Below are 21,802 nucleotides of genomic sequence, written 5' to 3' on the forward strand. Positions count from 1 at the left end.
AGTGAGATTATCGAAAATTCGGCGGATGTCTCAAAGGTTTCACAGCCTAAGGAATATACAAAAAACAAAAGAAATTTTGTAATAAAATTATTTCAGTGACTCTCTGTATAATAGAAGGCAAAAAGGTATAAAACCTTAATTTTTGCTACTAAAAATATAGGAGGCTTTTTTTATGTGCGGAATAGTAGGGTACATTGGAAATAAAAATGCAACACAATTTGTGTTGAATGGTTTAGAAAAATTAGAGTATAGAGGTTATGATTCATCAGGAATTGCAACTATTTATAATGGAAAAATTAATGTTAAAAAGAAAAAAGGAAGAATACAAGTATTAAAAAATGAACTTAGTAAATCTCAACTTCTTGGAAATATTGCAATAGGTCATACAAGATGGGCAACTCATGGTGAACCTTCTGATATAAATGCACACCCTCATGTTGATGAAAAAGGAGAATTTGCGGTTGTTCATAATGGAATAATTGAAAATTATACTGATTTAAAAGAAATGTTAGAAAAAAAAGGATATCATTTTATTTCATGTACAGATACTGAAGTAATAGTTCATTTATTGTCTTATTATAAAAAAGATAGTTTATTAGAAACTGTATATGAAATAAAAAAGCATTTAAAGGGAGCATATGTACTTGGAATAATCTCAAAAAATGATCCGGATACATTAATCGCAGTAAGAAATGAAGGAGCATTAATAGTTGGTAAAGGTTATGAAGAAAATTTTATTTCATCTGATATATCAGCAATTTTAGAGCACACAAAAGATGTTTATTTTATTGAAAATGGAGAAATTGTAGTTTTAACTAAGGATAATATAAGTATATTTAATGAAAATTTATGTGAAATAAAAAGGGAGTTATGTCATTTAGATTTAGATGTACAAGCTGCAAATAAAAATGGATATCCACATTTTATGTTAAAGGAAATATTTGAACAACCTCAAGCAGTTGAAAATACAATTAAAAGAAAATTAAATGAGCAAGGGACTGTTGATATATCAAATATACAAATATCTAAAGAATACTTAAAAAATATTAATAAAATATATATTGTGGCTTGTGGAACTGCGTATAATGCAGGGTGTATAGGCAAATATGCTGTTGAAAAACTAGCGAAAATACCCGTTTATACTGAGATAGCTTCTGAATTTAGATATAACTGTCAGTTTATAGATGAAAAAACTCTTGTAATAATTGTAAGTCAGTCTGGAGAAACAGCAGATACACTTGCTGCACTTAGACAAGCTAAACAAATGGGAGCCAAGATTTTTTCTATAACAAATGTGGTTGGTTCATCAATTGCAAGAGAATCAGATTATGTATTTTATACTTGGGCAGGACCTGAAATTGCAGTAGCTTCAACAAAAGCATATATAACGCAATTGGTTGCTATGTATTTAATAGCTATGGATTTTGGATATAAAAATGAGAATTTAGATATAAAAGAGTATAAAGAACTATTAAATGAATTATTAACTTTACCAAGTAAAATAGAAAAAATATTAAGTGAAAAAGATAAATTTAAAAAAATAACAAATAGAATAAAAGATAGTAAAGCTGTTTTTTATTTAGGTCGTGGCATTGACTATATGAGTGCAATGGAAGCAGCTTTAAAATTAAAGGAGATTTCATATATATTTACAGAAGCTTTTGCTGCTGGAGAATTAAAACATGGTACGATAGCCTTAATAGAAAAAGATATTCCTGTTATTACAATAGCAACTCAGGAAAATTTAGTAGATAAAATATTTTCAAATATACAAGAAGTTAAGGCAAGAAAAGCAGACACTATTTCTATAATTAAAGAAAATTATACAAATATTTATAATATTTCAGATGAAGTAATTATTATACCAGATACAATTGATTTATTTATGCCAATATTAAGTATAATTCCTACACAATTAATGGCTTATTATGCTTCAATATTAAATGGAAATGATGTTGATAAACCAAGAAACTTGGCAAAATCAGTAACAGTTGAATAGATAAATTGGCACAAGCTCTAGTAAAATAAGAAAAAGAAAAAAATAGTAATTATTATAGAAATAATTCAAACTCAACAATAGTTGAGCTTATAAAAATGAGCTTTATTAAATATAGCTCATTTTTTTTAAATTTTATAATTGCATACAAGAAAAAATCTATGATGTTATAAAGTCAATACAATAAAAATTAAATTAGATATTATAATTTTTATTATATAATAAAAAAACTTAATTTATTGACTTTTAAAGCCGTTATTTTTTATAATAAATTTATATTATAAATTAAAAGTTTAGATAAATTTACTTTTTTTCCGTTTTCATATGTTATAATTTAATATAAATAATAAAGAGGTAAAGTTATGGAAAAAATGATATATGATTTACTTAAAGCTTTAAAGATTGAATATGAAAAGTTAGAACATGAACCTATAACTTCTGTAAAAAATGCACCGAAATTAAAAGGACAACAAGTTAAAAATTTAGTATTAAAAGCTAAAAGTAGTAATAAAATATATCTTGTTATACTACACGATGAAAAATCTGTGAATTTAACTAATTTAGCAGAATTATTGAATGAAAAAAGATTATCATTTGCAAGCGAAAAAGTATTAGAACAATGTTTGCATTGTAAACCGGGTGTTGTAACTCCATTTGGTTTAATATATGATACTGAAAATATTATTAATGTAATTATTGATACTCAAATAGATACAAATACAACAGTTGGTTTTCATCCGTTTATAAACACAATTACCCTTAATATACAATTTTACGATTTTGAAAAATTTTTAAAATATGCTAATCATAAACCTATATTTTTAAATTTATAAAGGAGAGATATGGACTACTATAGAAAATTAATTATAAAAATATTAGACAAAAGCCTAGTTGGAAGTAATGATCCTATACTTAAAAAGCTTAAAAATAACGTTGATTTAAGTCAAGAAGATAGACGTTATTTGGAAGAGTTATTAGAAAATATATTGTAAAAGGAGAGTATTTATATGGAATTAGAAAAGTTATATCCAGAAAGAGTATTTCACTATTTTCGTGAAATATCAAAAATACCTAGAGGCTCAGGTAATGAAAAAGAAATAAGTGATTATTTAGTTAAATTTGCAAAAGATCACAATCTTTATGTTTATCAAGATGAGAAATACAATATTTTAATAAGAAAAGAAGCAACTAAGGGATATAAAAAATATAAACCAATTGCACTTCAAGGACATATGGATATGGTTTGCGAAAAAAATAAAGACGTAGAATTTGATTTTGAAAAAGATGAAATTAAAATACTTGTTAAAGATGGATTTTTAGTTGCAGATGGAACAACTTTAGGTGCTGATAATGGAATATGTGTTGCTATGGTACTTTCAATATTAGAATCTAACGAAATTAAGCATCCAAAGCTTGAGATACTTTTAACTACTGATGAAGAGGTAGGTATGTCTGGAGCTATATTTTTTGATGTATCAAAATTGGAATCGGATATTTTAGTAAATGTTGACAGTGAACAATACGGTACAATTTGTGTAAGTAGTGCAGGTTGTGCAAGAGTTAGAACTATGATTGATTTTGAAATGGAAGAAATAATAAATAAAGACAAAATTTATTCACTTGAGCTAAAAGGTTTAAGTGGTGGTCATAGTGGTGCTGATATAAATGAAAATAAGGCAAATGCAAATAAAATTTTAAATGAAATTATAAGAAGATTATCTATAACAAAAGATGTAAATATAATAGACTTTAACGGTGGTAATAAAAATAATACAATACCTAGAGAATCACATGCACATATAGTATGTGATGAAAATTTTGAAACTGTAAATGAAATTGTACAAATGGCAATGGATTCACTTAGTTATGAATATAAAGAAAGTGAAAGTACAATGCAAGTAATTGTAGAAAAAATAGAATATACAGGTCAAAAACAAATGACAATATCTTCAACATATAAATTCATGCAATATATATCTGGGTATTTAACAGGTGTAATCAGAAAAAGTAAAGATATAGAAAATCTAATACAAACTTCTTTAAATTTAGGTGTTGTAGAATTAAATAACGGTCATTTAATGATTAATACTTTAGTTAGAAGTGCTATATTAAAAGAACAAAATGATTTATGTGATTATGTTGTTGAATACGGAAATAAATTTGGTGGAGAAAGCATTATTGATGATACTGCAAATCCTTGGGAATATAAAAAAGATTCAAAGATAAGAGACTATTTTGCAAAAGTATTTAAAGAGCAAACAGGACAATATCCTAAAATAGAAGCAATACATGCAGGACTTGAATGTGGTATTTTTTATGAAAGTAATGATAAATTAGATATAATTTCAATAGGACCTGATATTAAAAATCCGCATACGCCTGATGAAAGAATGAGTATAAGTGCAGTAGCCCAAACTTGGGAATTTTTATTAAAAGTATTAGAGGAGTACACAATTGTTTAATGTAGATGGTATAGTTGTTGTTGAGGGAAAAGATGATAAAACAGCACTAAGTCGGGTTATATCAGCAAATATTTTTGTATTAAACGGTATGACTGGAGCAAATCAGAAAAAAATTGATTATTTAAAAGATTTGAGTAACAATAATACAATATACTTATTAACCGATCCTGATTTTGCAGGTGAAAAAATAAGAGAAAAAATAAATAAAAATATACCCAATATTATTAATCTATATGCATCAAGAAATTTATGCCTTAGAGATGGTAATGTAGGAGTAGAGAATTTGCTTGATGAGGCTATACTTAATATTTTTAAAAATATTAGACATAGTAAAAATCAAAAAGATAAATTTTCAATGCAAGATTTAATAGATAACGGTTTAACTTTAACAGATGATTCAAGTATTAAAAGAGCAGTTTTAGGGGATGTTTTATCAATTGGATATTCTAATACTAAGGGATTACTTAAAAAATTAAATTTACTTAATATTAGTAAAGAAGAATTTGAAAATGCAATGACAATAGTAAATAAAATGTATGATAAAAAAGATAAAATTGCATGTATTTTCGGTAAATTTTTTCCTGTACATAAAGGTCATATTTCGTTTATAAAATACGTGAGTAGATATTGTAAAAAACTATATGTCTATGTTTGTGAAGAAACAAAAAGAGATATAAAATTACAAGAAGAGTCAAAATTAAATAAAAACATGACAATTAAAGATAGAAAATTATTTGTTGAAAAAGAGTTAAAAGGATATAAAAATATATACGTTAAAGTTTTAAATGAAGATGGAATAGAGTCATATCCTAATGGTTGGCAAAAATGGAGTGAAAGAGTTAGGCAAACTTTAGATAAAGATAATATAAAAATAGATTGTATATTTACAAATGAAGTACAAGATATTGAAAATTATTCTAAATATCTTAATACACCTGCGTATTTAGTTGACCCTAAAAGAATAGGATATTACATATCATCAACGAAAATAAGAGAAAATCCTGAAAAATATATAGATTTTATACCTGATAGTGTAAAAGAATTTTTAGGTCTATAAAAAGCGATTCATTTGAATTGCTTTTTTTAATTATTGCATAAAAATAATTTTTTTTATAAAAAAATAGAAAAAATTTTAAATTTTAATCATTAAAATATTAATAGATCTTATTAAAAATTGATATAATTGAAACTTATGTAAACTGTTGCATAATGAAATAATTTACTATACAATTAATCTAAAAAATTTAAATAAGGAGGATAAATGAATAAAACTAGATTATTTGTATCAATACTACTACTAACAAACTTAGCTTATTCATTAGAAGGTGAACTTAAAACTGGTATAAAAATATCTCCGGAATTTACATCAAAAGAAAATAATACTAGCACTAATACTAATGAAGAACGGTTTACTTATAACAAAACTGGCTATAACTTTACTATTTTAGATTTAACTTTAAAAGATAAAATACACGGTTTTACATTTGGAACTGTAACTAAATCAAGTAGAAAAAACATTTTGATTAATGATTGGGCTAGTGAACAATACAATAAGGAAGCAGAAAGAAAAGAAAAAAATCATGATTTTCAATCAAAATTGTTTGTTGATTGGAAATATCCCAAAGAAGGTAAAATCGGTGCTAATCTAGGAATTGATTATTATATCGATAATTATTTTAAAAAGAAATTAAGCGATAAAGGGAAAACTTTAGAAGAAGAGACATATGATTTAGAATTTATTGAAAATGATAAGAAGAAGTATTTGGGTGGAGATGTTAAACTTAGAGCAGGATTAAAATTAAAGCCTATTGAAAAATTAAATATTGAGATAGACTCTGAATATTATGCAAATAACTTTGTTAATTATACTAAAGGATATCCATACTTTTATTTAAAAAACAAATTGAATTATGATAATTTTAATTTTAGTCATGATTTCAAGTATAACCTAAGATCTTTATCAGTTAAGTATACAGAAGAAAAAGAAAATGAAAAAGATGAATCATTTTCTTACCTTAACAATTTTGTAAGAAGATATACTCAAGATATTAAGTCAGATTATACTCATAAGGTAAATGAAGATACGTATAAGATTAGTGTAGAACTTAATGATAAGGGTTATTTTATTGGCGGACCAAAAAAAGAAGATAAAACAGACATAATAAATCATAAAATTGATTTTAATACTAATTTAGACATAAACAATAAATTGGAATATGGAATAAATTTAGTAAATAAAATTGGACTTGAAAATAGATTTGAAACTTCAAAATATCTTAATAATAAAAATTACGAATTATGGTCTGTTGTAAAACCATTTCATAAAATAGAACTTAGAAAAGACTTTTATTACAACAATTTCACATTTAAACCAAACATCAATTTTGAAACAAAATTAATTTTCCCAACAACTAAAGATATGTTTATGAGTGAATATTTTGTGAGTAAATATACTTTAAATGCAAACTTAGATAATTCATATGAAAAAGATAATATAAATGCAAGTGCTAAATTTAATAATAAAATTAATTTTAATCTTTTAGGAAAGATACTAAAGGAAGTAAATTCAGAATTTAGTCAATCATATGATGTTAAATATAAATATAATGATAAACTTACATTTACAAGTAAAGGAAAAAATACAGCTGTATTAAAAACCGTAAATGATGTGCAAGAAAGAGTATATTTTGATAACTTACAATTAGCATATTCAGTAAATGCAGGAGCAGATTATACAATAATTAATAATAATAAAACATCAGAAAAAATGAATTTAGTAGTAGATTTAGGACTGAGTCATAAATATGAGATCAGTTATGTTTTAGATGGAGGAAATGTTCCATTTATACCTGATGATAAGTTTCCAAAGCAACCTGAAGAAAAACCACATAAAGATAAACCTGAAATTAACTTCCCAGAAAAATCAAAAGATACAAATAATAACACAGGAAAAAAAGAACAAGGAGGAACAAATATACCACCTGCACCACCATTACCTAAAACTCCAGTGCCTCCAGCTCCGCCATTACCAAGTACGCCTGGAACAATACCGCCTGCACCACCATTACCAGGTGCAAAAACAGTATCAGAAGAAGTGTTTACTGCGGGCTTAGCTTTACTAAAAAAAGATAATAACGAAACTGAGAAGGATAAAAATAAGAAAAAGATAGAAGAACTTGTTAAACCTGAAATTGATTTGAATAGACTCAATGAACCTCAAAAAAGAAAATTTAAAAACGATCCAAGGCTTTTATTATTCATTCAAGAATATACAGCTAATGCACAATTAAATTATACAAAGGTAATAGATAAATTAACACTAGAAACAGGTGTTAAAGTGCTAGCAAAATTAGATGTTATTTCACTTATGAAAGAAAAACAAACCAAGGAAAGAAAATCTGAAGAAGATACAAAAGAAAATAGAATTGATTTAGAAACTTCAAGTTATTACAACATGAAATACAATGTTGGGGGTAAAATAGAAATAGTTCCTAAAGTGAAGGTAAAATATGACTTTATTGAAAATTTCAATTTAAGCGGATTATTAGAACTTAATATAGACTTTGGTAGAAAGGTCTTAAATAAAATTGAAGATAAAAAAAGAACAGACTATGGAACTTATGGACCAGTTGATAGAGTATTTAAGTTAAGAAAAATATCCCCTAAGGTAGGTTTAGAATTAGAGTATAAGTGGTAATAATAAAGGAGAAAACATGAATATCAAAAAGATAAGTAATATAATTTTTGGGGTAGTTGCTTTAACAAGTTGTAGTACTGCTGTCAAAAATGACGGATACAGTAAGCCTACCTTAGTAATGTATAAAGAAGAAGATACTAATCTTTCAGACTATACAAAAGAATATGATTCAAAGAATTTTGAAATTAGAGGACCTAAATATGTATATAAAGGTGAACAATTTAAAACTCAATATATAGATTCAGAAACTGTGGTTTATAAAACAAAAGTAGAATTAGCTGAAAAAGTTATTAAAGAAGGAGAAGCTGAATATTCAAACTATCCTGATAAATCAAATGAACAGTATACAGTTAGGATTGAAGAAATAAAAGATCCTAAAGATAGCAAAAAGACAATTAAACAAAAAGTTGTTTTTGAAAATAATGATAAAAATGTAAAAATGATTTTAAAAAGTACAGATACAGGAAAAGAAAGAGAAGTAAATTTAACTCAAAAAATAAAAGTAATCGATCCTTTAGATGTATTTAATAAACAATATCCAGGAGTAGTAAGATATACTGATTTAAAAAAAGGACTTGATAATGGAAGAATATCTTTAGATGTAGCATCAGCTGACGGACTTAGTAGATTAACATTTAAAATTAAAGATACAAATATAAATAAATATGAAGATTTAGATGATATGGTAGGAGAACATGAAGTTCTTGTAAGAATAAGAGTTGATGGTTTTGCTTCTGAAAGAGATGTATTTGTTAAGAAAAAAGTATATTTTGGTGAAAAATTAGAAGACTATAAAAAAGACTATTCAAAATTACTTTCAAATCTTGATGAAAATTCATTAAGATTTAGTAAAGACGGGAAAGAAGTTTTAGGTGGATTTAATGAAGAGATAACATCAAAATTATTAGCAAATGAAAATAAAGATTATCATGGTAAAAATACAAAAGATTTAGCATTTGTTACAAAAATAATTGATGAAGATCCTACTAAACCTACAGTTGGTAATCATAAAGTTGTAAGACAAATAATAGAAAATGGAAAAGTTGTTTATCAAAAATATGATGAAAGTTTTGTAGGATTTAATGGACCTACTGTATTAGTTACAGATAATTCATTTTTTGATTTATCACCTGAAATTGAAAGAAGAACATACAGACAAACACCATATTATTCAGACCCTAAATTTAACTATATTGATATGAATAAGAATAACCCTAATGAATATGCAAAAGAGCAATCAAAACTTGAAAGAACACATGGAGCTACAGTTATAGGTTCTATGATAGATGAGTTAAGTTATGGGGATCATTATTGGTGGAGAGCTAATACTATAGCTCAAATAGGAAAAGTTGGAAAAGATGCGGGAGAAAAAACAAAACAAAAATTAGATGATAAAAAGTTATTTGATTTACTTAACGGTATACTAGAATCACTTGAAATAAAATATCCGGATAAAGTTAATGTAAAAAACGTTGTAAATGAAATTAGAGCAGAAATGGAGAAAACGCTAAAACCTGCAATAGAAGGTAAAATGAAACCTATTGGGCAGCAAGAGCAAACATTAACTGAGGAACAAAAAAAGAAAAAATTAGAAGAATATTATGATTTTGTACTAAAAAAAGGTTTAGAACTTAGAAATATTACAGAAGTTGATAAAATACCTTATACAGACATTAATTTTCATGTTATTTCAATGGGGAAAAAAGATGGTCGTTCAGTTGATCCTGTTAAATCAGGAAAATATATTGCAAAAGCTTTAGAAGAAAATAAGAATATTAAAATAGTTAATATGTCTTATGGTTCAGATCAAAGTTTTGATGAATATGTTAATCTTGATACTGTAAGTGATGAAAATGTACAAAAGGCAGCTGATTACTATAATCAAAATCCATTATACAGATTTTTGATACAAGCTTGGCTTAAAGCTGAAGATGATAAAATATCAGAATTAATACGTAAAAGATATACAGATGCCTTTGATGCAACAACTTTATACAATTATTTTAAAAATAAAGAAACAATAACAGCAGAAGATTTTAAAAAATTAATAAGATTTAAAAAATATCATTTGGAGTCAGCATTAGAAAATGCTCCAGAACTTATTGCAGCAAATAATGATGTGCTTTTTGTAAGAGCTTTAGGGAATACATATTCACATGCTAATGTAGATTTAACAACTTTTAAATCTAATGGGCAAAAAAGAATTATATCAGATCCTAATTTAAAGTATAATAACAATTTAGGAAGTATCCCAAGTATGTTAAATTATATAAGAGCAAAAGAAGCAGAAAAAGAAGGAAAAGAATATAAATACGACTATACTTATAGAAAAAATTTACTTGGAGTAGTTGGAGTAAGTAGTAAATCATCATTTTATGGATCAAAATCAACTGATGATTTTTGGGGATATGGTATAGGAACAGGAGCAATACCTAAATTAAAAAATAAGGATTTAACACCTGGAATGTATGATATGTATATTTCTTTAGTTAAAAAGTTAAATGAAATGAGAAAAGATCCAACTAAATATCCTAAAGAAGAACAGGAAGAAGTTGAAAATCAAATAAAAGCAATTGAAAGTTTCAGTTCATCAACTAACGGTAAAGCGGATTTATTCTCACTGACAAGAGCAGGTTCATCAAAATTATGGTCTATTGCAGCTGAAGGAGAATATGCATATGTAAGTAAAACAGCAACAGATGGTACAAAATTAGATGATGATAAGAATTTTAATATAAACTTTGGGTCAAGTTTTGCAACACCAAGAGTTACAGCAGTAGCTGCAAAAGTACAAAGTCTATTTCCTTGGATGACAGCACATCAAATAAAGCAAACAATTTTAACTACAGCTAAAGATGATTTTAGAATAGTAGAAGTTAAAGATGGAAAAAAAGAAATTAAAGGTATTTATGGAGTAGATGAAAATATAGGTTGGGGTCTACTTGATAAAGAAAAAGCATACAAAGGTCCTGCAAGATTTGTTAAAGCTTTAACTCATGAAACAGGAAGCGATTACTTTAATGCAAATATAAAATCAGGTGTGTCTGTATTTTCAAATGACATAGCTGGAGGATTTAGTGTTATAGAACATATGTTATCAAGAGGGAAATTACCTCAAGAGGAAATAACAAAACTTAATAATTCAGCAAGTCAAGATGATTTTAATAAAAAATATGCTGATAAACTAAAAGAATATCTGTCAAGTCTATCTTTTGAGGAAAGAGAATTATTCTTTGATGCTGGTCTTGAAAAAACAGGAAAAGGAACATTAATATTAGCAGGAAAAAATAATACTTATACAGGAGATACAAATGTAAAAGAAGGAACTTTAGTTATAAGAGGTGGTATGAAATCTAATATAAATATATTTAAAGGTGCTAAATTAAAATTAGATATTAACTATGAAGATAATGTAATAACTAAAAATGATCCTGAAGGTAAGTATAAACCGATAGATGGAGAAATACAAAATGCAGGTTCTTTATACTCATATTCTAATTCAGACACAATTACGAAAAAATACCTTCCTTACACAGGGTCAAAAACATATGTTTCACCTATATCTAAATTAAGTATAGGAGCATTAGATTTACGTTTTACAGATGATTTTACTATTGATATATTCCAAGTAAAGGGTATAAGTAATAAAATAACACAGTTTAAAACAGAATCTTTAATATTTGAAGCAAAGGCAAATGCTACTGAAATGAGCAAAGTAAGACTAGGAATATTTCCTGTAAGTGAAAAATTATCTCTTAAATTAGAATATAAAGACGGATATTTAAAAGGGACAATAATGAAAGGTGGTATATATGAAAAAGCCGAGGATAAAAGATCAGGCGGAGATAAATTACCTTACTTATCAGAATTAGAAAAGAAACTTGAAGAAACAAGAAAAAAATTAGATGAAGAAGCAGAAAAAAGACGTAAAGAACAAGACGAAAAAAATAGTAAAAATAAAAAATCATCTGATAAACCAAGTACAAATACTGTATTAGCTACAATAAATTCTTTAGAAAAACAAGAAGGAGAATATGTACCTACTGCACTTTCATTGTCAGAATCTATGACAACAGAAATGTTAGAGTACAAGCGTTCTAAAGTAAGTGATGCACTAGATGCCATTTTATATGCAAAAAAGAATGATATTAAAGCTATGAATGGTCAAACACTTGTTGACTCTTTATCTGTAGGATTTGATGTAGCAAGCTTAAATAAAGATATATCTGATGATATTTTAAAAGTTAGATTTACAAATAAAAAAGTAAATTTATTTACACAAGGATTAACAGATTTAACAGTTCATAAAGATATTAAAGATGATATTGTATTAAAATCTCATTTAACAGGAGGATATTTAGGTGTTGGTACTAAAATGAATGATATTAATTTTGGTATTTATGGTAAATATTTAAATGGAAGTGTATATAATGATGATATTCAAGCAGTAAAATTAAACAGTATTGGAATAGGAACGTTTATGAAACTTGATAAAAAGAATGTTGAGTTTGATGCCGTGTTGTCAACTGATGTGATTTATAAAAAAGTGGTAAAAGATGTTTTATATGAAAATAGAAGTGAATATTCGCAAAATCAATATAATTTATCATTTGCAGTAGGACTTGGATATAGATTCAATATTAATAATATTGCTACAATTAAACCTAAGTTAACCCTAGATAATCATTTATTTGTATTTGATAAATATAAAGAACAAGATTCATTTTTAGGATTACAATATGATTTACAAGCAAAATATAAAGTTTGTGCAAAAATTGGAATAGAAAGTAATGTTAAATTTAATGATAAGTTAGATTTAGACTTGGATTTTGAATACAGTAAATGGATTACAAATACTAAATTTGATTTGAAAGTTAGTTCATCAGAATTTACTGATATACAAAATACCGTTAATACAGTAAAATTGAAGGATAATGAGTTCAAGTTTAAAGCAGGATTAAATATTAGACCTACAAATAAATTAAATTTAAACATTAATTATACTAATAAAAATATAAAATCAAATAAAATTGGTTTTGGTTTAAATTACGTATTTTAAATTTAGATTATCCCTAAAATTAATTAGGGATAATCCTTTTTGTTTTATAGACTTTAAGTATCATTTGTGATATAATTAATTATGAAAAATAGTGAAAGGTGGTGAATCCGTTTTTTCAAAAAAAACGGAAATTTGCAATGACAAATATAAAATATCAAACAATGATAGAAGATATCTATGCAAGAGAAATTTTAGATTCAAGAGGTAATCCAACAGTTGAAGTTGAAGTTTACTTAGAAGGTGGAGCTATGGGTAGAGCTTCTGTTCCTTCAGGAGCATCAACTGGTGTACACGAAGCGGTTGAATTAAGAGATGAAGATAAATCAAGATATTTAGGTAAAGGTGTATTAAAAGCAGTAGAAAATGTTAATACAATAATTGCTGAAAATATCATAGGTATGGATGCTTTAAATCAAGTAGAAATAGATAGAGCAATGATAGAACTTGATGGAACACCAAATAAAGGTAAATTAGGAGCTAATGCAATATTAGGTGTATCATTAGCAGTTGCGAAAGCAGCAGCAAATCAATTAGGATTGCCTTTATATAGATATTTAGGAGGAGTTAATGCAAAAGAATTACCTGTTCCAATGATGAATATTTTAAATGGTGGAGCACATGCTGATTCAGCAGTTGACGTTCAAGAATTTATGATTCAACCTGTTGGAGCTAAAACATATAAAGAAGCATTAAGAATGGGTACTGAAGTATTCCATCACTTAGGAAAATTATTAAAAGCAAATGGAGATTCTACAAATGTAGGTAATGAAGGTGGATATGCACCATCAAAAATTGCTGGAACAAAAGGAGCATTAGACATTATATCTAAAGCAGTTACAAATGCAGGATATGAATTAGGAAAAGATATTACATTTGCAATGGACGCAGCTTCATCAGAATTTTATGATTCAGAAAAAGGAAAATATGTGTTCAAAAGAGAAGGTGGAGAAAAAACATCTGCTGAAATGGTTGAATGGTACAAAGAATTATGTGCTGAATATCCAATAGTTTCAATAGAAGACGGTCTTGCAGAAGATGACTGGGACGGATTTAAATTAATGACTAAAGAATTAGGAGATAAGATTCAAATAGTTGGTGACGATTTATTTGTTACAAATACTGAAAGATTATCACAAGGTATTGAAAAAGGTATTGCTAATTCAATATTAATTAAATTAAATCAAATTGGAACATTAACTGAAACTTTAGATGCTATTGAAATGGCTAAAAAAGCAGGATATACAGCAGTTATATCACATAGATCTGGAGAAACTGAAGATGATACAATAGCAGACGTTGCAGTTGCAACTAATGCAGGTCAAATTAAGACAGGTTCAGCTTCAAGAACTGATAGAATTGCTAAATACAATCAATTATTAAGAATTGAAGATGAATTAGCAGGTCAAGCAATATACAAAGGAATAAAATCTTTATACAATATTAAATAAGAATAAATTAAAATACAATCCTTATAAAATTTTATAGGGATTGTATTTTTTATAAAAAATAGAACCTAATTTTGGTTCTATTTAATGTATTTATCAAGAAAACTTTGCAATATAATTGTTGCAGCAACCATATCAACAATTTTTCTTCTGTCTTTTCCATTTTTTTTGGAAAAATTTTTAAGATAATATTCTGCTTCTTTTGTTGTATATCTTTCATCTACAAAATTTATTTCAATTTTTGAATTTAGTTTTTTTAATTCATTTGCGAAAGCTTCAACTTTTTCTACTTGTATTTCAGAAGCTCCAGTTAACCTTAATGGTTTTCCAATAACCAATTTGTATGTCCCTTCATCTTCACAAATTTCTAATATTCTTTTGAGAGCATCTTCTTTTGTTCTATCAATAACAACTAATCCTGTTGCCAGTATACCTAAAGGATCACATTTTGAAATACCTATTCTAACATCACCTAAATCAATGCCTATATATTTTTTCATTATAATTCCTTAATATATTTTATTGTAGATTGTAGAGCATCTTCTAATTTAGAAATATCTTTACCACCGGCTTGTGCAAAGTTAGGTTTTCCTCCACCATTACCACCAGTTAAAATTGCAGCATATTTTACAATATCTCCAGCTTTATATTTCTTAGTTAAATCATTTGTAATACCACAAGCAAAGGTAATTTTGTCATTAGATGTTACAGCAAATAAAACAATAGCAGATTTTAATTTATCTTTAGCTTTGTCTATGATATTTTTGATATCAGAAGTACCAATATTTAATTTTTTTACTAAAAGTTTAGAACCATTTAAATCAGTAGCTTCATCAAGTAAATCGTTTATTTGGTATTTAACTAAATCATTTTTTAATTCTTCTATAGTTTTTTCTAATTCTTTTTGATTTTCTTTATGTTTTGTTAAAGTTTTTTCAATAGAATTTACATCAGTTTTAAATTCTTTTGATATATTTGATAGAGTTTCTGATAAATTAATACAATGATCAAATGCACCTGTACCTGTTACAGCTTCAATTCTTCTAATTCCTGATGCCTTTGCTTGTTCTGATAAAATATAAAATGAGCCTACATTACCAGTATGAGGACAATGTGTACCTCCGCAAAGCTCAGCAGAATAACCAACTATATCTACAACTCTTACAGTTTCTTTATATTTTTCCTCAAATAAAGCAATAGCTCCCATTTTATCTGCTTCTTCTTTTGTAGTATATGTAACTTCAACTTGTAAATTTTCAAGTATTATTTCATTAACTCTTTTTTCTATTTTTCTAATAGTTTCAAGATCAAGAGCTTTTTCATAAGTATAATCAAATCTTAACCCTTTATCATAAACAAGTGATCCAGCTTGATTTACATCATTTCCAAGAATTTCTTTTACAGCTCTATGTAATATATGAGTAGCAGTATGATTTCTCATAGTTGCTTTTCTAAATATTTTATCAACTGATAAATTAACAATATCGTTTACTTTAGGTAATTGTCCATTTAAAAGTTCAATATAGTGTATAAATATATCAGATTTCTTAGTCATATCTACTACATTTGCTTTAAAATTATCACCAAAAATATATCCTTTATCACTTACTTGCCCACCTTGTGCACTATAAAAAGGTGTTTTATCAAGTATTAATTGGTAAATATTTTCATTTTCAGTTTCTGAAATGTGTAATATTTTGGCTGTATCCTCAAGAGTTGTATAACCTGTAAATTGTGTGCTGCCATGTTCTTTATAGAATTTATCTATAAATTCATCTTTTATCATATCACTTATTACAGTTCTTGCAGATTTAGATCTATTGATTTGTTCAGCTAATTTTTCATTAAATTCTTCCTCATCAACTAATATGTTGTTTCTTTCGCAAACAAGTTTAGTCAGTTCAAAGGGAAACCCAAAAGTATCATATAACTTAAATGAAATATCACTATTTAATTTATTTTCATTTTTATTATTTAATGAATTAATTTCATCAAGTAGTAAATTAGCACCAACTTTTAATGTTTTTGCAAATTTTTCTTCTTCAGATTTTATAGTGTTTTCTATAAATTCTTGTTTTTTAACTAATTCAGGATAAGCTTCCTTCATAGTTTCAACAACGCTTTCAACTACTTTGTATAAAAAGCAAAGACCATTGTCAAATATTTCTTTATTTGCAATACTTCCAGCACCATAAGCTCTTCTTATTAATTTTTTTAATATATACCCTCTACCTTCATTTGAAGGGAGAACACCATCACATATTAAAAATACAGATGCTCTGATGTGGTCTGCTATAATTTTAGTACATACGTCTTCTTCATTTTCTTTAAGAGAAAGTATTTTTCTAATATTTTCAATTATAGGCATAAAAATATCAGTATCAAAGTTAGTTTTCTTATTTTGTAAAACACTTGCTATTCTTTCAATTCCTGCACCGGTATCTATATTTTTTTCAGGTAGCGGTACTAAACTGCCATCTTCTAATCTATTCCATTCAGTAAATACAAGATTCCAAATTTCTAAAAATCTATCTCCATCATCTCCAGGTTTACAATTTATTTCTTCATTGTTTTTACCCATATTTTGTGTATCAAAATAGATTTCACTACAAGGACCGCAAGAGCCAACAGGACCAGCAGCCCACCAGTTATCACTATCTCCAAGTCTTACTATTCTATCTTTACTTATTCCTACCTCATTAACCCAAATATCATATGCTTCATCGTCAGTAGTATATACAGTAACCCATAATCTATCTATATCTAATTTTAAATGTTTTGTAATATATTCCCAAGACCACATGATTGCTTCTCTTTTAAAATAATCTCCAAATGAGAAATTACCTAACATTTCAAAGAAAGTATGATGTCTAGGTGTTATACCAACATTTTCCAAATCATTTGTTCTAATACATTTTTGATATGTAGTAACTCTTTTAGTCGGTGCTTTTTTTTCTCCTAAGAAAAAAGGCTTAAAAGGAACCATACCTGCTACTGTTAGTAGAAGTGTTTTGTCATCAGGTATTAATGATGCACTTTCATAGTGTGTATGTCCTTTTGATTTGAAAAAGTCAATAAAGCTTTTTCTAAGTTCGTTACCAGTCATAATTTTATTAATATCCTTTCATTATTTATCAATATTATTTACTAATTCTTTTAATTTTTCAAGTGTTAAAAGAGCTTTCACAGGAGTAGTAGAGTTTATGTCTATATTTGCTATTTCTTCTTTTAAGTTAACAAGATCTTCGAATAATTGTTCTTTGTTATCTTCTTCATTTTCTATAAACATATTATCAAATAGTGATAATTGCCCTATGTCTTCATGTTTTTGTATTAGTATATGACGATTTTCAAGTTTTTTTAGTAATTTTTTTGATTCTTTTAATACATCATATGGAAGACCTGCAAGTTTAGCAACATAATTTCCATAAGACCTGTCAGCACTTCCTTTAGAGATAGTTCTTAAAAATATTACTTTTGAATTTTTTTCTTCTACATTTATACGATAATTAACAATTTTGTCATATTTGTCTTCAAGTTCATTTAATTCATGATAATGTGTTGCAAATATTGTATTAGCCCCAATTTTATCATGAATATATGTTGAAATTGCTGTTGCAATAGATAAACCATCATAAGTAGAAGTTCCACGTCCAACTTCATCTAATATGATAAGACTTTTTTTAGTAGCATTATTAAGTATATTCGCAACTTCACTCATTTCGACCATAAAAGTACTCTGACCCGTAATAATATCATCTGAAGCACCAATTCTTGTTAAAAATTTGTCGATAATTGATAAATTAGCACTTGCCGCAGGTACATACATACCAATTTGAGCCATAATACAAATTAATGCAATTTGCTTCATATATGTTGATTTACCAGCCATATTAGGACCAGTTAATATTATGAAATTTTCATTTTCAGTAAAATGAACATCATTTTCAATAAATGGTTCATTAATTAATTTTTCAACAACAGGGTGTCGACCATTTAATATTTGTATTTCACCTTTTTGATTAAAAATTGGTAATGTATAACCATTAGTTAAACTTACATAAGCAAATGAACCTATTACATCTATGTATGATATTATTTTGGATATATCTAAAATTAAGTCTTTATGTTCTTTTATTTTTTCTGATATATCTTTAAATAATTTATATTCTAACTCACTATTTCTTGCTTTTGCATTTAAAATTTTATCTTCATATTCTTTAAGTTCTTGAGTTATATATCTTTCACAATTAGATAAAGTTTGTTTTCTTATATATCTATCCGGAACTTCTGAAATATTTGAATTTGATATTTCAATAAAATATCCAAAAATTCTATTATATTTTATTCTTAAGTTTTTAATACCCGTTTGTTCTTTTTCTTTCATTTCAATATTAACAAGTATATCTTTACCATTTGTTAGTATATTGTGAAGTTCTGATAATTCATCATTATATTCAGGTTTTATCATACCACCTTCTCTAACTGAAAAAGGCGGCTCATCTACTATACTTGTATCAATTAAATTTATTAATTCATTTATTTTTGTAAAATCAATATCTGAAAACATTTCAGACCATTTATTATATATATTAATACAACTTTTAAATGTTGATTTTATTGCAATTAAATCTTTTGCATTTTCATTTCCAAATATTAATTTACTAAGTAATCTTTCAATATCATAAACATTTTCAAGCTCATCTCTAATTTCTTCACGAATTAATATATTATCTATTAAATATTTGGTATGTGTTTGTCTTTCTTGAATTTTATCTAAATCAATTAAAGGTAAATTTAGAAAACTTTTTAAAAGTCTTGTACCCATTGAAGTTTTACATTTATCAAGTATCCAAAGTAAAGTACCGTAACTTGTGTTATCTCTTTGGTTTTTTATAATTTCTAAATTTTTAGCTGTTGACATATTAATGTCAGCATAATTGCTTTTTGAAATTACAGATATTTTAGGTATATTTAATTCAACATTAACCTGAGTTTCAAGTACATATTGAAGTAGTATAGCACAAGAATCTATAAGTCCTTTATCAAATAGACCGAAACTGTCAAGAGATGTTATATTAAAATATTGTGTTAAAAAGCCACCTGAATTTTTTACTTTTTCTATTATCGTTGTACTAATCTTTTGTTTTTGAGTATATTCAGATATTCTTGAATGTGTTTGTTTATTTGTTATAATTTCTTTAACATTTAATTTATATAAGTATGAGTAAAGATCATTTATATATGTTGAACTTGTATTAAATAAACCCGTAGTTATATCAACATAAGAAATATATGCTGTATCTTGTTCTATTATTACAGATAATATGAAATTGTTGCTTTTACTATCTAAAGTATCAACATCAATAACTGTACCTGGAGTAATTACTTTAATTACCTCTCTTTTAACTATACCTTTAGCCTCTTTAGGATCCTCAACTTGCTCACATATTGCAACTTTATATCCTTCATTAACTAATTTGGAAATATATTGTGAAGCACTATGATAGGGTATCCCTGCTAGAGGAATATCAGTACCTTTTTCTTTATTTCGTTTAGTTAAAGTAAGTCCTAAAACTTTAGAAGTAATAACTGCATCATTATAGAACATTTCATAAAAATCACCAAGTCTAAAAAAGAGTATTTCATTTTGATAGTTATCTTTTATTTCTTTATATTGTTTCATAAGTGGAGTTGTTGTGCTATCCAAACTCATTTTTTTATTACTCCTTTACTAAGTAGATTAACAGATCCTAAAATTATTGATAGAACTGTAATTGAACTTACGATTAAAAATATTGATTTTGAACTGTCAAAACCTAAAATACCGTATGGAATTGATTTTGCTATAAATACATAAATTCTATCTCCAAAAAATATTCCAAAAGAAAAGAATGCTTGAAATATTCCCATACTGATATTTCTATATTCTTTATCAAAATATTGTAATGCAATAGATATAAGGGCAATGTATGTCCCTCCATATCCAAAGCCATTGAATATATTTGACACAAATATTATATTTGGATTATTTGTAAATAGGATTATGATATAAAAAGTAAGTAGTGAGAATAAACTTAAAATTAAAGTTTTTTCAATACCTATTTTTTTAGTAAAATATGTTCCAACTAAAATACTTGCTATAAGTTGTGGTGTTGCAAACATAGTATCTAAATATGCAACCATAATAGGACTCATGTTAAGTGATATTTTGGCATATGAAACTAAGTTTGGACCACTTGTTGAAAATTTTACAAATGATACTACAACAGAAATAAAACAAATAGTTATAAATTTTTTATTAGAAATAATATGTATAACTTTTTCTTTTGAAAATTGTTTAGTATTAAAATGTAGTTCTTTCATAAATAAAGTAAGGATTAGAGTCAACATTGCAATAATACCTGAAGCAAGCCATAGCAATGAATAATTTTTTAAAACTTCATGAGTTCCTAAATATTGTATTGGTGCAGCAATAAATTCTGCTAATAGCGGTGCAACTGCAAGGATAGACGCAGACACAGCAGCATTTTCACTTGAAAATGTTTCAGAAAATAAAACATTAAATATTGCAAGCATAGAAGCACCTATACCCATTGCAAATGAAGAATAATATAAAGTGTTATATGTTGGTTTAAAATACACTGTAAAAGAGGTAATAACCATAAATATCATTGCCATTTGAATAAATATTTTTCTTTTATTAAATATATCACTTGCTATAAATAAAGGTAATCTTAGGATAAAGCTAATAAGACCATATGCTGAAGTTATGGTAGCACCCATAATTAAAGAAAGTCCAAGTCCTCCAAATTCTAATGAATCAATAGCATAAAGTTTTCTATAAGCCCTAATTATACAAATACTAGACCAAAATAGAACCAGTATCCAGAAAATTATCATTTGATTTTTATTTAATTTATATTTTTTTGATAGGAAAAGAACTATAAATAAAATAAAAATTATCATAGTAAAAGCTAATAAAATTTTTGTCATTTATATATTTTACTCCTTATTTTTTTATAAGTGTATTATATCACATTAATAAGTTTTTGTGTAATAATGCGAGCTTAAAAATATAAAAAATGAATTTTTTATTTGTGTTTTTTTTACATTAAGTGTATAATTTTCAATATAGAATAT

Annotated in this window: 12 protein-coding genes; 8 read left to right on the forward strand and 4 right to left on the reverse strand. The window is 26.2% G+C overall.

The genetic code is table 11. The features are described 5' to 3' along the window. Window positions 1–172 precede the first annotated feature (172 nt). The 8 genes from glmS (at window position 173) to eno (ending at window position 14,662) form a co-directional block, all read left to right on the forward strand. Window positions 173–1,999 carry a glutamine--fructose-6-phosphate transaminase (isomerizing) gene (gene glmS, locus AWT63_RS01805; protein WP_068267968.1) on the forward strand — a complete coding sequence of 609 codons (1,827 nt, stop codon included), beginning with the start codon at window positions 173–175 and terminating at the stop codon, window positions 1,997–1,999. A 359-nt stretch (window positions 2,000–2,358) separates the two neighbouring features. Next, entirely contained in the window at window positions 2,359–2,829 is a 471-nt protein-coding gene (locus tag AWT63_RS01810) for a YbaK/EbsC family protein (RefSeq protein ID WP_068267969.1), read from the forward strand. 9 nt (window positions 2,830–2,838) lie between these two features. Next, the gene (locus tag AWT63_RS06310) at window positions 2,839–2,988 is read left to right on the forward strand and encodes a hypothetical protein (RefSeq protein ID WP_197407518.1); all 150 of its coding nucleotides are present in this window, start codon (window positions 2,839–2,841) and stop codon (window positions 2,986–2,988) included. Between the two features lie 15 nt (window positions 2,989–3,003). After that, window positions 3,004–4,458 carry an aminoacyl-histidine dipeptidase gene (locus tag AWT63_RS01815; RefSeq protein WP_068267970.1) on the forward strand — a complete coding sequence of 485 codons (1,455 nt, stop codon included), beginning with the start codon at window positions 3,004–3,006 and terminating at the stop codon, window positions 4,456–4,458. Further along, window positions 4,451–5,515, forward strand: a complete 1,065-nt coding sequence (rnmV, locus tag AWT63_RS01820; RefSeq protein ID WP_068267971.1) for a ribonuclease M5 — start codon at window positions 4,451–4,453, stop codon at window positions 5,513–5,515. Before AWT63_RS01815 ends, rnmV begins: the two co-directional genes overlap by 8 nt. Before the next feature lie 204 nt (window positions 5,516–5,719). After that, the gene (locus AWT63_RS01825; protein ID WP_068267972.1) at window positions 5,720–8,155 is read left to right on the forward strand and encodes a hypothetical protein; all 2,436 of its coding nucleotides are present in this window, start codon (window positions 5,720–5,722) and stop codon (window positions 8,153–8,155) included. A 16-nt stretch (window positions 8,156–8,171) separates the two neighbouring features. Beyond that, window positions 8,172–13,214 carry a S8 family serine peptidase gene (locus tag AWT63_RS01830; protein WP_068267973.1) on the forward strand — a complete coding sequence of 1,681 codons (5,043 nt, stop codon included), beginning with the start codon at window positions 8,172–8,174 and terminating at the stop codon, window positions 13,212–13,214. A 137-nt stretch (window positions 13,215–13,351) separates the two neighbouring features. Next, the gene (gene eno, locus AWT63_RS01835; protein WP_068267974.1) at window positions 13,352–14,662 is read left to right on the forward strand and encodes a phosphopyruvate hydratase; all 1,311 of its coding nucleotides are present in this window, start codon (window positions 13,352–13,354) and stop codon (window positions 14,660–14,662) included. A gap of 77 nt (window positions 14,663–14,739) precedes the next feature. On the opposite strand, the gene ruvX is transcribed toward eno, so the two are convergent. The 4 genes from ruvX to AWT63_RS01855 are packed head-to-tail and all read right to left on the reverse strand — an operon-like array spanning window position 14,740 to window position 21,655. Beyond that, complete coding sequence (ruvX, locus tag AWT63_RS01840; RefSeq protein ID WP_082680415.1) at window positions 14,740–15,159, reverse strand: Holliday junction resolvase RuvX; 420 nt, start codon at window positions 15,157–15,159, stop codon at window positions 14,740–14,742. Then, entirely contained in the window at window positions 15,159–17,765 is a 2,607-nt protein-coding gene (gene alaS / locus AWT63_RS01845; protein ID WP_068267976.1) for an alanine--tRNA ligase, read from the reverse strand. Before alaS ends, ruvX begins: the two co-directional genes overlap by 1 nt. 21 nt (window positions 17,766–17,786) lie before the next feature. After that, window positions 17,787–20,375 carry a DNA mismatch repair protein MutS gene (gene mutS, locus AWT63_RS01850; protein WP_068267977.1) on the reverse strand — a complete coding sequence of 863 codons (2,589 nt, stop codon included), beginning with the start codon at window positions 20,373–20,375 and terminating at the stop codon, window positions 17,787–17,789. Beyond that, the gene (locus tag AWT63_RS01855) at window positions 20,372–21,655 is read right to left on the reverse strand and encodes an MFS transporter (protein ID WP_197407846.1); all 1,284 of its coding nucleotides are present in this window, start codon (window positions 21,653–21,655) and stop codon (window positions 20,372–20,374) included. The genes mutS and AWT63_RS01855 overlap by 4 nt, the downstream gene beginning before the upstream one ends. Between the last annotated feature and the right edge of the window lie 147 nt (window positions 21,656–21,802).

The sequence above is a fragment of the Caviibacter abscessus genome, from assembly GCF_001517835.1.
GTDB classification, from domain to species: Bacteria; Fusobacteriota; Fusobacteriia; order Fusobacteriales; family Leptotrichiaceae; genus Caviibacter; species Caviibacter abscessus.

Bases quoted from the DNA above. Each gene is read 5' to 3' on its own strand.
- AWT63_RS06310 (WP_197407518.1), top strand. From the start codon at position 2,839: ATGGACTACTATAGAAAATTAATTATAAAAATATTAGACAAAAGCCTA.
- AWT63_RS01825 (WP_068267972.1), top strand. From the start codon at position 5,720: ATGAATAAAACTAGATTATTTGTATCAATACTACTACTAACAAACTTA.
- alaS (WP_068267976.1), bottom strand. From the start codon at position 17,765: ATGACTGGTAACGAACTTAGAAAAAGCTTTATTGACTTTTTCAAATCA.
- ruvX (WP_082680415.1), bottom strand. From the start codon at position 15,159: ATGAAAAAATATATAGGCATTGATTTAGGTGATGTTAGAATAGGTATT.
- AWT63_RS01815 (WP_068267970.1), top strand. From the start codon at position 3,004: ATGGAATTAGAAAAGTTATATCCAGAAAGAGTATTTCACTATTTTCGT.
- AWT63_RS01810 (WP_068267969.1), top strand. From the start codon at position 2,359: ATGGAAAAAATGATATATGATTTACTTAAAGCTTTAAAGATTGAATAT.
- AWT63_RS01830 (WP_068267973.1), top strand. From the start codon at position 8,172: ATGAATATCAAAAAGATAAGTAATATAATTTTTGGGGTAGTTGCTTTA.
- glmS (WP_068267968.1), top strand. From the start codon at position 173: ATGTGCGGAATAGTAGGGTACATTGGAAATAAAAATGCAACACAATTT.
- AWT63_RS01855 (WP_197407846.1), bottom strand. From the start codon at position 21,655: ATGACAAAAATTTTATTAGCTTTTACTATGATAATTTTTATTTTATTT.
- mutS (WP_068267977.1), bottom strand. From the start codon at position 20,375: ATGAGTTTGGATAGCACAACAACTCCACTTATGAAACAATATAAAGAA.
- eno (WP_068267974.1), top strand. From the start codon at position 13,352: ATGACAAATATAAAATATCAAACAATGATAGAAGATATCTATGCAAGA.